Annotated in this window: 13 protein-coding genes; 9 read left to right on the forward strand and 4 right to left on the reverse strand. The window is 63.6% G+C overall.

Translation table 11 applies throughout. From position 1 onward, the window contains the following. The first annotated feature begins 44 nt into the window (after positions 1-44). From BANT918_RS01445 to BANT918_RS01460, 4 genes are all read left to right on the forward strand, one after another. Positions 45-830 (forward strand): ABC transporter ATP-binding protein, encoded by a 786-nt coding sequence (locus tag BANT918_RS01445; RefSeq protein ID WP_101618638.1) that lies wholly within the window; start codon positions 45-47, stop codon positions 828-830. A 20-nt stretch (positions 831-850) separates the two neighbouring features. Next, positions 851-1,663 carry a sulfite exporter TauE/SafE family protein gene (locus BANT918_RS01450; protein ID WP_101618831.1) on the forward strand — a complete coding sequence of 271 codons (813 nt, stop codon included), beginning with the start codon at positions 851-853 and terminating at the stop codon, positions 1,661-1,663. Between the two features lie 19 nt (positions 1,664-1,682). Continuing rightward, positions 1,683-2,573, forward strand: a complete 891-nt coding sequence (locus BANT918_RS01455) for a TrmH family RNA methyltransferase (protein ID WP_101618639.1) — start codon at positions 1,683-1,685, stop codon at positions 2,571-2,573. A 324-nt stretch (positions 2,574-2,897) separates the two neighbouring features. Beyond that, entirely contained in the window at positions 2,898-3,668 is a 771-nt protein-coding gene (locus BANT918_RS01460) for a phosphatase (RefSeq protein ID WP_208617965.1), read from the forward strand. A gap of 9 nt (positions 3,669-3,677) precedes the next feature. Here BANT918_RS01460 and BANT918_RS01465 read toward each other — a convergent pair whose 3' ends face one another. Beyond that, positions 3,678-4,229 (reverse strand): YbaK/EbsC family protein, encoded by a 552-nt coding sequence (locus BANT918_RS01465; RefSeq protein WP_101618641.1) that lies wholly within the window; start codon positions 4,227-4,229, stop codon positions 3,678-3,680. Positions 4,230-4,405: 176 nt separating this feature from the next. On the opposite strand from BANT918_RS01465, the gene BANT918_RS01470 reads away from it, so the two are divergent. Continuing rightward, positions 4,406-4,660 carry a type B 50S ribosomal protein L31 gene (locus BANT918_RS01470; protein ID WP_101618642.1) on the forward strand — a complete coding sequence of 85 codons (255 nt, stop codon included), beginning with the start codon at positions 4,406-4,408 and terminating at the stop codon, positions 4,658-4,660. Between the two features lie 128 nt (positions 4,661-4,788). Here BANT918_RS01470 and BANT918_RS01475 read toward each other — a convergent pair whose 3' ends face one another. From BANT918_RS01475 to BANT918_RS01485, 3 genes are read right to left on the reverse strand one after another with little or no spacing between them, the layout of a single operon-like run. After that, a complete protein-coding gene (locus BANT918_RS01475; protein WP_101618643.1) occupies positions 4,789-5,613 on the reverse strand; it encodes a PfkB family carbohydrate kinase in 825 nt (274 codons plus the stop codon). A gap of 45 nt (positions 5,614-5,658) precedes the next feature. After that, entirely contained in the window at positions 5,659-6,123 is a 465-nt protein-coding gene (locus BANT918_RS01480) for a tRNA (cytidine(34)-2'-O)-methyltransferase (RefSeq protein ID WP_101618644.1), read from the reverse strand. Beyond that, positions 6,120-6,893 (reverse strand): class I SAM-dependent methyltransferase, encoded by a 774-nt coding sequence (locus tag BANT918_RS01485; RefSeq protein WP_101618645.1) that lies wholly within the window; start codon positions 6,891-6,893, stop codon positions 6,120-6,122. The genes BANT918_RS01480 and BANT918_RS01485 overlap by 4 nt, the downstream gene beginning before the upstream one ends. Positions 6,894-7,154: 261 nt before the next feature. Here BANT918_RS01485 and BANT918_RS01490 point away from each other — a divergent pair, with 261 nt between their 5' ends. The 4 genes from BANT918_RS01490 to BANT918_RS01505 are packed head-to-tail and all read left to right on the forward strand — an operon-like array spanning position 7,155 to position 14,597. Next, a complete protein-coding gene (locus tag BANT918_RS01490; RefSeq protein ID WP_167389350.1) occupies positions 7,155-8,792 on the forward strand; it encodes an HNH endonuclease signature motif containing protein in 1,638 nt (545 codons plus the stop codon). 39 nt (positions 8,793-8,831) lie between these two features. Beyond that, positions 8,832-9,512: a DNA recombination/repair protein RecA gene (locus tag BANT918_RS01495; RefSeq protein ID WP_233430309.1), complete on the forward strand. Its 681-nt coding sequence runs from the start codon at positions 8,832-8,834 to the stop codon at positions 9,510-9,512. Further along, positions 9,502-11,244, forward strand: a complete 1,743-nt coding sequence (locus tag BANT918_RS01500) for a Y-family DNA polymerase (RefSeq protein WP_233429208.1) — start codon at positions 9,502-9,504, stop codon at positions 11,242-11,244. The genes BANT918_RS01495 and BANT918_RS01500 overlap by 11 nt, the downstream gene beginning before the upstream one ends. Then, entirely contained in the window at positions 11,217-14,597 is a 3,381-nt protein-coding gene (locus BANT918_RS01505; RefSeq protein ID WP_418904407.1) for an error-prone DNA polymerase, read from the forward strand. Before BANT918_RS01500 ends, BANT918_RS01505 begins: the two co-directional genes overlap by 28 nt. Positions 14,598-14,659 lie beyond the last annotated feature (62 nt).

Consider the following 14,659-nt stretch of genomic DNA (forward strand, 5'->3'; position numbering starts at 1 on the left):
GTCGAACCAGAATAGACGCCGTGCCTGCGATAGAGTTGGATGATATGAGTGATGTCCTGACTTTGGATTCTGTTTCCGTGCGCCGAGGAGAGAATTTCCTCCTCCAAGATTTTTCCCTGACCGTCTCCGAAGGTGAGCATTGGGCCGTTCTCGGACCCAATGGCGCCGGGAAGACGACTCTGCTGGAAATGGCCGCAGGACGAATGCACCCGACGACGGGTTCAGTCGGAATCCTGGAGGAGCGCCTCGGACGCGTCGACGTCTTCGAACTGCGCCCACGCATCGGCTACGCCTCGACAGCCCTGGCCAGCCGCATTCCACTGACTGAAGCCGTGCTCGACACCGTGCTCACCGCCGCCTACGGTGTCACTGGCCGCTGGGTCGAGGAGTATGAAACCGCCGACGTGGATCGCGCCAAGGATCTCCTCGGCGCGTTCAACATCACACACCTGGCTGATCGCACCTTCGGCACGCTGTCAGAAGGCGAACGCAAGCGTGTGCAGATCGCACGTGCGCTGATGACGGATCCGGAGCTGCTGCTGCTCGACGAGCCCGCCTCCGGTCTCGACCTGGGCGGACGTGAAGAGCTGCTGGCCGCATTGACGGAGATCCTGTCCTCGAAGTGGGCTCCGGCGACGATCATGGTCACCCACCATGTCGAGGAGATCCCTGCGGGCATCACACACGTGCTGCTGCTGGCTGAGGGCACTGATCTTGCTGCTGGCCCCATCGATGAGACTCTGACGGCTGACAATCTTTCGGCGACCTTCGGCATCGACGTCAAACTCACCCGCGACGGGCAGCGGTTCCACGCCCGGTCCCAGCACTGAGCATGGACCCAGTTCTCGGAATGGAACTGTGGCAGATTGCGCTGATCGTCCTCGCCGGAATCGCTGCCGGAGGCATCAACGCCGTTGTCGGCTCCGGCACTCTCATCACCTTCCCGGCGCTCGTCGCCTTCGGTGTGCCCCCGGTCGTGTCGACGATGAGCAATGCGGTCGGCCTAATCCCGGGCAACATCGCATCCTCTTTCGGCTACCGGGAGGAGCTGCGGGGCCAATGGCGGCGCATCCTCGGCTTCGTGCCGGCCTCCGTCTTGGGTTCGCTGACCGGTGCCTATCTGCTGCTCCATCTTCCGGAGGACGCCTTTGAGACGATCGTCCCGGTCCTCCTCGTTCTCGCCCTCGTCATGGTCGTGGGCCAGCCGGGCTTGTCCCGCTACCTCAAGAACCGTTCGGTGCGCCGTGCCCAGAGGGCAGGGGAGGAGCATGTGGAGGCGTCGGTCGGCGACACGCTCTCCACCGGGCGCTACATACTCGTCCTCGTCGTCGTCTTCCTCACCGCGATCTACGGCGGCTACTTCGCCGCCGCCCAGGGCATCATCCTCATTGCACTGCTCGGGCTGCTCCTGCCCGATGACCTGCAGCGTCTCAACGGGCTGAAGAACGTTCTGGTCCTCGTCGTCAACACAGTCTCGGCGAGCACATACATCATCGTCGGCCACGATAGGCTCAACTGGATTGCCGTCATCTGCATCGCGATCGGCTCACTCATCGGCGGCTACTTCGGAGCCCGCGTGGGACGGAAATTCTCGCCTGTGCTGCTGCGCACCTTCATCGTCATCCTCGGCCTCGTCGCAATCTGGCGCATCCTGACGCTGTGATCGATCGGATGGTGGAAGCATGAACACTCCGGCGAAGGCGCCACTGACCAGGCAACAGGTCATCGATCGCGCCGCCGAGCACGGCATCGACGCCAACCGTCTGCACTTCTTCGATGAGGAGACACTGGCCTCATCGACGGAGGACCTGCACGACTACACCCAGCTGACTGATGTCGCCCTGCGCAGTGTGCGCGAACCGGCCGAGGGACTGTTCATCGCCGAATCGTCGAAGATCATCCGCCGTGCCCACGCCGCGGGCATGGTTCCGCGTTCGTATCTGACCAGCCCCAAATGGCTCTTCGACCTAGCCGACCTCATCGCCGACAATGATGCCCCGATCCACATCGGCACCGATGCGGCGGTCGAATCTCTCACCGGCTTCCACCTCCACCGTGGCGCTCTGGCGGCCATGCACCGGCCACAGGCGCCCGATCTCGGGCGGCTCGTCGCGGAGGCCAAGCGCATCGTCGTCATCGAAGACGTCGTAGATCACACGAACGTGGGTGCGATCTTTCGGTCCGCGGCCGCATTCGGAGTCGATGCGGTTCTGATCACGCCGAGGTGTGCCGATCCTCTCTACCGGCGTTCCATTCGAGTCTCGATGGGCACCGTGTTCCAAGTGCCGTGGACGCGCATCGAATCCTGGCCTGCCGGAGTCGACTCCCTGCGGGAGCTCGGCTTCCATGTCGCAGCATTGGCTCTCGATGAGGACTCTGTGGCGATCCGAGAGTTCGCCGCCGATGCGCCCGAACGCACCGCCATTGTCTTCGGCACCGAAGGCGACGGGCTGCGACGCTCGACGATCGCCGCCTGTGATTCGACGGTGATGATCCCGATGTCCGGGGGAGTCGACTCGCTCAACGTCGCAGCCGCCTCGGCGGTGGCCTGCTTCGCCCTGCAGACCGACTGAGGTGGCGTCGGTGGCGCAGGCTATGGTGTGACTATGAACGACTCGATTGTGCTGTATACGACCAAAGGCGGCGATCGTCGAGCTGACTGGGCGTCGGCTGGTTGCCGAGGACGTCGATCTGGAGCTGGGAACCGGGACGCATGAGATGAGGATGAGTGCCCGTGAGATGCTTACGGCAATGATCGGTCGCGTGCCGCTTCCAGATCTGTAGAACGTCACAATCCGATGTGGAAAGCGGGCGCTGGACTCCACCGCGCTGACCAGGGGGTGGGGCCCTCTATGGGACACTGATAGCGAGCAGATCAGACCCGAATGAGGAGACCAGTGGACCGCACCACACTTGCGCATGCCTTGGAGACTGGACGCATCACGGGAGAGGTGGCCACTCCCAGAGAGAACAACCTCTCCCACATCCACCGTTTCCTGGCACAGGAGAAGCAATTCGACTTCGGCGTCGAACTCACTCAGGACTGGGACTACGATTCGGTATTTGCCGTCATGGTCGACCGGTGCGGGCTGCGTCCCGAGACGGACTTCGTTGAGGGCGTCGATACGATTTCGACCGAGCGCTGCATCGACTCTCTTGAAACACTGGCCACGACCATCGGGGATGTCACCCGCGCCGGGGGAGAGATCCTCTTCGCCACAGGCCACCCTGCGGGGCTGCTTCCTGTGCACATGGCGATCGCCGCGGCCGCCGAAGCCCACGGTGCTCGGATCGCGCACCAGGCCAACGCCGTTCCCGTCCCAGATCTTGGCGGTGACTGCCGGCAGATCAACCGGGTGTGGACCTGGCACCAGCACGGCGGAACCCCGCATACTCACCTCGCCGAGCCCATGCACGCCCTTCTTGACGACATCACCCGCCGAGGTGGCCAGACCCCGGATCTGATCGTGGCCGATCACGGGTGGGCCGGTGCGGCATCGAGTCGTGGACTGCGCACGCTGGGCTATGCCGACTGCAACGATCCGGCCCTCTTCGTCGCCGAGGCACAGGGGACAATCGAGGTCACCGTTCCCCTCGATGACGACGTCGTCCCGTATCTCTACGAACCGCTCATCACCTATGTTCTCGACAAGGCAGGACTGAGCTGACCGACGACCTCAGCTGATCTCGTTCGCGAGCCCCTCGACCACCTCGGCGGTGGGAAGCGATGCCAGCGCTGCGCCGGAGAGCATGAGCTTGGAACCGCGGATGCCCGAACCGATGATGAGCTCGTCGGCCTCGGCCACACGTGTGTCGATGAGAATCCGGTAGTTGGCAGGCAGACCGATCGGGCCGATGCCGCCGTACTCCATCCCTGATTCATCGACCGCACGGTCCATGGGCAGGAATGAGGCCTTGCGCACGTCGAGGAGCTTCTTCACGCGCTTGTTCACATCGGCACGCGTGTTGGCGAGCACCATGCAGGCAGCGATCCTTTCCTCACCGGCGCGCGAACCCGCGACGAGAACACAGTTGGCCGAGGTCTCCGGTCCGAGACCGGTGGCGTCGAGCAGGGCCGACGTGTCGGCGATCTGCGGGTCGATGGCGAACGCGTCGACGTCTCCGGTGACCGACGACATCGCCTCAGCGGTGGGCTTGGCCATGAGCTCGGGCGCGGATTTCGCGGGAGTGATGTCGAATTGCGCTGAGATGCGTTCCTTGGTGTTCATGGCCACAGTTTAGGAGACGGTGTGGGAATCGCTTTGGGCCAGCCCATCAGATAGACTGGACTGTCGCTTCGTGTCCGGTTCCTACGGTGCGGGGCGTGTCCAGCAGACGAATTCGGGCACTGGCGGATGGGTCGACCCATACCAGGCGCCTGAGCGGATTCAGCAAAGGTAAGAATATGAAAAAGGACATCCACCCGGAATACGCACCGATCGTGTTCAACGATCTGTCATCGGGAACCAAGATCCTCACCCGTTCGACCGCAAAGAGCGAGAAGACGATCGAGTGGGAAGATGGCAATACCTACCCAGTCATCGATGTTGAGATCTCGAGCTCATCGCACCCGTTCTACACCGGAAAGCAGCGCATCCTCGACTCCGCAGGCCGCGTCGAGAAGTTCAAGGATCGCTACAAGGGCTTCGGCAAGCGCTGATCCCCTATCGGTTTCGACCGAGACGACGGTTGCGACCGTCACACTTGACTCATGCGAACTGCCCCGCACGCCCTTGACGGTGTGCGGGGCAGTTCTCTTTTTCTCTGTGCTCGAGCGAATCAGTTCGGTCAGTCCACGCTGACGCGCACATCGGGTGAGGGCTGAGTGCGTGCCGCGGGGTGGAACAGCGAGGCCACGCCTGTGGCGTTGTCGAGGCAGTTCGCGATGCCGTGGGCGACCTTCTCCTTCGCCGAGACAACTGCATCCTCAATGCTCAGTCCGGTGGCGATTCCAGCGGCGATGGATGAGGCGAACGAACAGCCTGCACCGTTGACGAGCTTCTCATTGACCTTGCGTGAACGCAGCGTCGTGACGGTCTGACCATCGAAGAGAATGTCGATCGCGTCGTCACCGGCCAGACGTGCGCCGCCCTTGACGACGACGTTCTTCGCACCTTGATTGTGGATGATCCTCGCAGCCTCGATCATTCCCTCAACCGAATCGATCGGATCGATGCCGGCCAGCGTTGCGGCTTCCTCGAGGTTCGGGGTGATGACGGTGGCCAAAGGCACGAGATTGTCGACGAAAAGATCCTTGAGATCGACCATCGTGCCCGCACCCTTGCAGACGAGGACGGGATCGAAGACATAGGGAAGCTCATTGGTCTTCAGCTTCTCGGCCAGGACAAGGGCATTCTCCACCGAACCGAGCATGCCCGACTTGAGGGCGGCGAATTTGTGTACGGCCAGCGTCGATTCAAGCTGGCGGGTCACGACCTCAGGGTCGATGAACTCGATGACGTGGCTGAAGCTGTCGGCAGGATCGAAGGTGACGATGCAGGTCACGGCCGCGGTACCGAATGCGCCGTACTCTTCGAACATCTTCAGGTCGGCTTCGAGCCCTGCTCCGCCTGAGACGTCGGAACCGGCGATTGTGAGCACTTTGGAGGTCATAGTGGTCCTTTCAGGATTGTGTATCGGGCAGAAGTCTACGCGGGTTCAAGCCCCGCTGTATCCCTGTTGGCGCCAAGCCTCGTAGATCGCGATCGACGCGGAATTGGCGAGGTTGAGCGAACGCCTGGATGGAAGCATCGGGATGCGCACGGACAGATCCACATGCTCGTCAGCGACGACGGAATCGGGCAGGCCCGTCGACTCCTGACCGAAGAGGAGGACATCACCGTCACGGTAGTCGACCTCGGCGAAGGACTCGTGTGTATGGGTGGTGAATGCGATGACTCGACGCTCGCCGAGGTGGTCCCACAGATCCGTCAGTGACGCGTGGATGGTGACGTGGGCAAGATCGTGATAATCCAGTCCTGCACGACGCAGTTTCGCATCGGAGAGATCGAAGCCAAGCGGTTCGACGAGGTGGAGGTGGGCGCCCGTGACCGCGGCCAGGCGAATGGCGTTGCCGGTGTTGCCGGGGATCTCAGGCGTGTGGAAGACGATGTCGATGTTCATAGGACTACCATTTTGTCACTTTTCGGCCGTTGCACGATCCCAGGGCGCGGTCTTGGCGGGTTCGAGGCGCGGTCGAGGCGGGCGAGCAGATAGCCTTGTCGCGTCGTCTCTGGGAACTGGCCTGCCTGGTCCGGCTCCCGCTCGAGCCGGGTCACGGGAGCAAAACCGTGTTCATCGAGAACTGTGAGAACCTGATCGATCGAGCGGCGGTGGAAGTCGAGATCGACGTCGAACCCGGCTGCCTCGGACTGATGGTCGACTCGGTCGCCGAGCTGGAAGGCCAGTTGGAACAGGCCTCCCGGCCGCAGCACTCGTGCCGCCTCGGCGAAGACGGTGTGCAGGGACTCATCGGGAACATGGATGATGGAATACCACGCCAGGAGCCCGGAGAAGCTGTCGTCGCCATACGGCAGTGCGGTCATGGTGCCGGTGACGAAGTCGAAGGCGGGATAGTGGCGCGTTGCTAGGGCGATCATGGCGGGGGAAAGGTCGAGGCCCGTCGGAGTCAGACCCAAAGCGGCAAGGAATGCAGTGATCCGACCTGGGCCACACCCGATTTCAAGCGTCTGGGAATCCCCTGTGGCGAGTACGAGCTCCGAAAAGGCACCGAGGACGGCTCGATCGTGTGGCTTGGCCGTGAGCTCGTCTGCAATCCAGCCCGTATAGGTCTCGGCGATCGCATCGTAGGAGGTCCGAGTGGCCGCCTCACGGGGTGAATCCTGCAGGCCGATAGGGGAGAGGCCTGCGTCGTCGTTCGTCTCTTCGCTCATGCAATCAGCCTACGGCGTGAGGCTCGCATTGATTGGTGCGTCCCCGCGGGGACGTGCCAACAATCAGGAGAATCAAATTCTGCAGAACAGATATATATCAGATACGAAACAGATTAGGAAGAAACATACCCATGCAACGGTGTGAGGCAGTCTGGTCGGGATCTCATGTCAGTGGTGCTTCGTATGGTGAAAGTACGGTTCGAGGTCACGGGGACTCATGAACCGAACGGCCAGGGAGGCCGAAGGGGAAAGGTGGGAACCATGGTCGAGAACACGGCTGCAGATCCGTTCGCAGACGATCCGGATCCGTTCGCAGATTCAGAGATTCTCAACGTGCTGAGCGTCGATCCCAGTGACTACGGCAAAGACTCGAGACCGCAGGCGCAAGCCCTGCGCACCGAGCCGAGCGCTGGGGCCGGCGCTGAGGCTGAGACCGATGCCGGGACTGGGTTGTGCGATCTCACTCCCGAGGAGCTGGTTGCCGACATTCGACGCAACATCTCGTGCATCGCCTTCTGTCATGCCCGTGTCATTGCACTCATCGATGAGGTCGAACGTCGGGGTCTGTGGGCACAGTGGGTGGGCGTGACATCGTTGCCTCAGTGGGTCATGCACATCGCTGCTGTGAGCGCACACACCGCACGGGAATACGTTCGAGTGATGATGGCATTACGCGAAATGCCGAAGGTGAAGGAGAGCCTGGGGGAGGGAGCTGTCAGCTTCTCCAAGGTGCGCGAGGTCACCAGGCTGGTGGGCCGGATCCCCGATGAGGAGGCCTTGCGCCTGGCCGACGTCTCCACCGGAAGCCAGATCGGTGTGATAGCTCGCAACTACCTCCAGCTGTCCGCCGCGAACGAGACCGGTGAGGTTCCCCGATTCCTTCCCAGCGACAGCGTGAGTATGCGAACCACAGAACCCGGACGGACCCGCATCACGATCGACCTGGGCGAGGATGAAGCCGCTGAATTCTCTTCGATGCTCGACGCTGCTCGGCATGTCCTCGAACAGCAGGCACTCACGGATGATGCCGACAGCGACGAGCAGGAGAAGCAGTTGTACGAGCCGATCTCGCAGGTCATGTGCCTGATGGAGATCGTGCATGCGTTTTCGCAGGCGGAGCCATCCGGCACCGTTGACGTCGACCGCGCCCGCATGCTCGTACATGCCTCCGCTGAGGTGGTGACCCGATTCGGTGCCTGTGCCGAAGCCGCTGATACTGCAACCGCTGAGCACGAGGCCATCGATATTGCCCTCAACGGCGTCCCCGCGGGGACGCCTGCGGAGCGGAAGAAGGACCTGACCTGTCGGGTTGACGGCTTCGGAGGCATCACCTCGGCGACGGCAGAACGGCTGAGCTGTGAAGCCCTGATCAGCGGGGCGATCAAGGACGCCGATGGCGACGTGCTCATGCTCGGCCGTTCGAAGAGGCTGGTGAGCAGACGCCAACGCCTGGCGCTGAGCGCGCGGGACATGGGATGCCAGTTCCCCGGCTGCCGCGCCCGCAGGAGGTGCGACGCTCACCATATCCGCCCCTGGTCACAGGGAGGAGCGACAGACCTGGACAATCTCATCCTGCTCTGCCGCACACACCACACGGCGGTGCACAAATATGAGTTGAATATCTCACGGACCTCAGCACCCTTCGCCGGAACTCTGGGCGGGCAGGCTGCATTCGCCTTCTTCCTGCCCGAAGGTTCGCAGCTGCTTCCCCTCGAGGGAGGGAAGCGAGGGCGGCACGTCTTCGACACGGCACGGCTGGTGGATGTTGCCGAGAAGGCGGTAGCGGAAGCGGATCCGAGCACTCTGGGCGGCGGGTACGGCTTCAGCCTGGACTATTGCATTGCGTGGATGTTCGAGGCGGAATGGCGACACGCCCGGGCGAACAATGCCGCTGCGTAAATCTTGCCTATTTAGAACACTAGTTCGATAATGGATGTCATGTCTGCAGTGCCACTCGTTGAACAGCTCAGCCGGGAGATGGGTATCTCCACGGCCACCGCTCTGTTCGATGGGCCTGCCCCCCGCACCGTGGATCCGGTGCTGGCGCCGATGTTCCGCCGAGGCGGTCTTCCCCGAGGCGAGATCGTGACCCTGACCGGGGGGCAGTCCTTGAGCTGCGCCCTCGCTGCCATCGCCGTCGCAACCCAGGAACAGAAATGGTGTGCCGGCATCGGACTCGGCGAACCGGCCGTGTCATCCATTGCCGATCTGGGTGTTGACCTCGACCATTTCGTCAACCTCGTGACCCCGGCCGAGGACTGGCTGCGTGTGGCCTCCATTCTCATCGAATCCTTCGACGTCCTCGTCGTCGATCCGGGATTCCTGCCCAGTGCTGGGGAACGCGCCCGGCTGCTGGCGAAGGTGCGCGAACGCAAGATCAGCATCATCAGTCTGACGTCGATGCCCGGAAGCACGGAGCAGATTGAGATCACGGACACGCAGTGGTCGGGCACGGAACACGGCCATGGACGTCTCCGCTCCTGCCTCGTGCAGGCCCGATCGCAGACCGGCGTCAACCGGTTCCTGTTGCCCGGACCGGAAGGGGCTCCCGCCGAGGCGCCAGCACCCGCCCCGGCTGAGGGTGTATTCGAACGGCCGGTGATCCGCAGTGTCAGCTGACGCCGCTACTGAGCCCACAACTGTGCGCAGCGGCCCCGCAGGTGGGGACAGTGTCCCTGTCGAAGAGAGCATCGATGACCGTCGCACGCTGGTTCTGACCGTTCCCGATTGGTCCGCGGTGGCGGCCGCGACCGAGCATGATCTCAGCCCTCGCACTCCGGTGGCGGTTCTCAGCAGGGGCAAGGTGATCGCCGCCAATGCGCCTGCCCGCGCAGCCGGGATCGCTCTGGGCAACAACAAACGCGCGGTCGGGTACCGCTGTCCCGAAGCACACGTGGTGGCCTGGGACGAGGACGCAGACAACAGACACTTCTCCGCAGGAGTCGGAGCGCTCGAGGAACTCGTGGCGCGGTTCACTCTGCTCAGCCCCGGTACACTCGCCATTCCCCTCGACTCGCTCAAACACGGCTATGCCGACGAGCCCACCGCCGTTGAGGCTCTGATCTCCGCGCTCGTGTCGGTCACCGGGTGGGAGTTCTTCCCCGGCATCGCTGACACCGTGTTCGCGGCAGTTCTCGCCGCAGGACAGGCGCGCCGGGTCGAACCAGGGGAGACCGCGAAGTTCTTGGCAGCTCAGCCGATCAGCACCCTCGAATACGCAGGGGCAGGCGCGACCGAACTCATCGATACCTTCACCCAGCTGGGTCTGCGAACCCTGGGGGATCTGGCCGAAATCGACGCGCGGAACGTGAACTCCCGATTCGGGGCACTGGGCAAGCGCGCGCACGATCTGGCCACAGGAACCGAGTGGACGCCTCTGAATGATCATGTTCGGGAAGAACGGCTCAATGTCGAGCTCGGTCTGGACACGCCGACCACCCGCAGTGACACTTTGGGATTTCTGACCCGCCAGCTGGCCGCCGAGCTGCTGACCACAGTGCGCCGCCGAGGGCTCGTATGCACACAGATCACGATCGAGCTCATCGCTGTCTCGGGGCAGTCTTCGAAGCGGACCTGGCGGATCGAGGACATGAACGAGAACACCATCGCCGATCGCCTGCGGTGGCAGGCAGAGGGATGGTTGGCAGGAGCCGCTCGAAAGGGACCGGGCTCACCCGAGTCCGGGCCAGCCCTTCAGCCCGGGTCGGCTCGCTCCCGGAGGCACACAGCCTCTGCCCGCAGGGATAGGGAGACACCGGCTCCCGACGATCCCGGCCCCGACCCGGAGGACTTCTCCGAGGAGGGCATCATCGCTGTGGGCCTCGTGGCCGCGGAGCTGACCACCCCCATCGGTGCGACGAAGAGCCTGTTCGATGAGAACACCGGGCAGGTCACCCACACGCTGGAGCGACTGCAGGGACTGTTCGGTCCCGATTCGGTCCTGGTCCCGGGTCTGCAGGGCGGATGGGATCCGGCCGAGACGAACCTGTGGACACCGTGGCAGCAAGCGCCATCACCTGTGCGCAGCTCCGGCGCACCCTGGCCAGGGGCACTGCACGCACCCCGACCGACGACGGTCGAACATCTGCCCGTCGACGTGCTCGCCGCGGGAGACCTGCCGGTGGAAGCTCGTCCCGCAGGCCTGGAAGCAACACCGTGTGCGATTCGCTTTCCGACCGGAGCCACCGAAGCGATCGTTGACCATTCGGGCTCCTGGCCCGTCGAATCCGGCTGGTGGGATCCGGCGAAAGCCACCTACCGGACCCGCCTGCAGGTGATCACCGACTCGGGGCAGGCGCTGCTGCTGAGCAAAGAGAACGGCCAATGGCACATCACCGGTCGGTACCGCTGATGGGCTTTTCGAATCCGCGCACCCCCTGGTCCCAGCTGGCCCAGCGGCTGGAGGGCAAGCAGACCAGCGGCAAGCAGGTCACCGACAGGCAATCGGTTGACAAACATGCCGATGGATCCGACGCGCCTGCCTTCTCCCGCCCCGACCGTCATCAGGTGTCGGTGGGTCCCGGCGGTTCCGATGGCGCTGGCCGGTATTCGGGGCCGGGCCAGGGACCCATTCTGCGCACCTCCACCGTCGAATGGGCCGAGCTGCATGCACACTCTCAGTTCAGTTTCCTCGATGGGGCCTCCGACCCGGAGGAGCTCGTGGCCGCAGGTGCCGCCGCGGGACTGACATCCTTAGCGCTGACCGATCACAATGGTCTCTACGGTGCGGTGCGATTCGCCCATGCCGCCGCCGAGGTGGGTCTGCCCACCGTCTTCGGCGCGGAGCTGTCCGTGGGGTTGGAGGAGAAGATCCCCGGTCAGACCGATCCTGATGCCACCCACCTTGTGGTCCTTGCCCGCGGAGTCGAGGGATATCACCGACTGTCGACGGCCATCACCGAGGCCAACCTGGCAGGAGAGAAGAACCGGCCGGCGTTCGGTCTCGAAGAGCTGGCCGCGATGAGCGGGGACTGGACGATCCTCACCGGCTGCCGCAAAGGCCCCCTGCGCCGAGCTCTGAATGATCCAGACGGTGGACTCGGAGCCCTGCGCGAACTCATCGCCCGTTTCGGGCGCGAGCGGATCGCGGTCGAACTCAGCCGGGACGGAACCCCGGACGACGATGAACGGCTGCGCCACCTCGGCGAGCTTGCACAGCGGGCTCATGTGCCGGTCGTGGCCAGCAACGGTGTGCACTTCGCTACCCGGGCGCAATGGAAGTCAGCGCAGGTGAGGGCATCGGTGAGGTCTCGACTGTCCCTCGACGAGCTGGCCGGGTGGCTGCCGGCGACGGCGAATGCCCGGATCCATACGGGCGAGGAGATGGCCGCACGCTTCCCCCGGCAGGCATTAAAGAACGCCGTGGCCATCGGGAAGGAATGTTCCTTCGTCCTGAACTCGGCTCGCCCGGACCTGCCGCGTGCCCCGATGCCCGATGCCCGTGGGGCCGAAGAATATCTGCGCGAGCTGATTGAAGACCGCGGCGCCAGGCGCTACGGATCCAGGGCGGTAAACCCGAAGGCATGGGCACAGCTTGATCGGGAGATGAACATGATCGCGACGCTGGGGTTCTGTGGATACTTCCTCATCGTCTACGACATCACCGAGTTCTGCCATCGAGTGAGCATCTTCTGCCAGGGGAGAGGTTCGGCGGCGAACTCCGCAGTCTGCTATGTCCTCGACATCACCGCCGTCGACGCGGTCAAGCACGAACTCCTCTTCGACCGCTTCCTCTCACCCGATCGCAAAGGCTATCCGGATATCGACATCGACATCGAATCGGGCAGGCGGGAGGAGGTCATCCAATATGTCTATGATCATTTCGGCCGTGAACGTGCCGCTCAGGTCGCGAACGTCATCACCTACCGGGCGAAGTCAGCGATCCGGGACGCGGCCTTCAGTCTGGGCTACGAACCGGGCCAGCAGGATGCGTTCTCAAAGGTCAGCAACCGTTGGTCGACCCTGCCCGAGGCCTCCGATTCCCCGGTCCCGGCCCCGGTGCTCACGATCGCCGCCGATCTCCTCGGCTCACCCCGTCACCTGGGCATCCACTCGGGCGGCATGATCCTCGCTGACCGTCCCATCGGTGAGGTCGTTCCGATCGAGAAGGCCACGATGGGCCATCGCACCGTTGTCCAATGGGACAAAGACGACTGTGCCGCCATGGACCTGGTGAAGTTCGACCTGCTGGGACTGGGCATGCTCACCGCACTCCACGAGATGGTCGACCTGGTCCACAGGCACACGGGCGAGGTCATCGAACGCGCCCATATCGATGACGAGGACGAGGACGTCTACACGATGCTGCAGAAGGCCGATGCGGTGGGTGTGTTCCAGGTCGAATCGCGGGCTCAGCTGGCGACTCTTCCCAGGCTGCGTCCGGAAACGTTCTACGACCTCGCCGTCCAGGTTGCACTGATCAGACCCGGCCCCATCCAGGGCGGTTCCGTCCACCCCTATATCCGCAGACGACAGGGCCTCGACGAGGTCGAATACCTCCACCCTCTGCTGCAGAAGTCCCTGGCCAAGACCTACGGGGTGCCGCTGTTCCAAGAGCAGCTCATGCAGATGGCCATCGACGTCGGCGGTTTCACCGGTGCCGATGCCGATCAGCTGCGCCAGGCCATGGGGTCGCGGCGATCAGAGAAGCGGATGACCCAACTGGCGCAGAAGTTCCAGGCCGGTGCCGCAGCCAAAGGAGTCGACGAGGAGACGGCGGAGTCCATCTTCTCCACGATCGCCGCGTTCGCCAACTACGGGTTCCCCGAATCTCATGCGATCAGCTTCGCGAACCTCGTCTACCAGTCGGCCTGGTTCAAATACCACCATCATGCGGCGTTCACTGTGGGCCTGCTGCGCAGTCAGCCGATGGGCTTCTACTCGCCGCAGTCACTCGTCGCCGACGCCCGCCGGCACGGTGTGAGAATTCTGCCCGTGGACATTCGTCACTCGATGGCCGGCACCGATCTGGAACGCCTCGAAACCGATGGCATCGGAACCTCGGGCGAGTTCGGGATCCGAGTGGGTCTCGACTCGGTGGCTCATGTCGGTTCTTTTGCCGAGGTGATCGTGACCGAACGCGCGAGGGCACCATTCGCCTCGGTGGCAGACCTGGCAGAGAGGACCGGCATCGGAAAGCAGGCACTCGAAGGGCTGGCAACCGCGGGAGCATTGAGCAGCTTCGACCTCGACCGCAGGCAGGCACTGTGGCTGGCCGGAGGAGTCGCGGGAGCACACCCGGGCGTGCTCCCGGGAACCGCCACGATCTCCTCGGCGCCGAGCCTGCCGACCATGGATGCCTTCGACACGACCCTGGCCGAACTCTTCTCCACCGGGATCACGGTCGACGGGTACCCGACCGAGATCCTGCGAGCGTCCCTGATCGAACGGGGCTATGCCTCGACAGCGGATGCCGCGGCGGCTGCGGACGGGACCCGGATGACGGTGGCCGCCATCGTCACACACCGACAGCGCCCGGGCACGGCCTCGGGGATCACATTCATCAACCTCGAGGACGAATTCGGGATGCTCAACGTCGTGGCCACGCCCGGGCTGATGAAGCGGTTCCGGCCGATCGCGACCTCGCGCAACGCCCTCGTGGTCACCGGGCTGATCCAACGCGGGGGAGAGGTTGTGAGCCTCTACGCCCACAAGCTCATCCCGCTCGAGGTGCAGCTGCCGACCAAGGCCCGCAACTTCCGGTGAGGACCCCGCAGCCGGGGTGATGGATCTGCGAACGGTGTGACGAAACATGACGCCAGGTGACA

The sequence above is a fragment of the Brevibacterium antiquum CNRZ 918 genome, from assembly GCF_900169145.1.
In the GTDB taxonomy this organism is placed as follows: Bacteria; Actinomycetota; Actinomycetes; order Actinomycetales; family Brevibacteriaceae; genus Brevibacterium; species Brevibacterium koreense.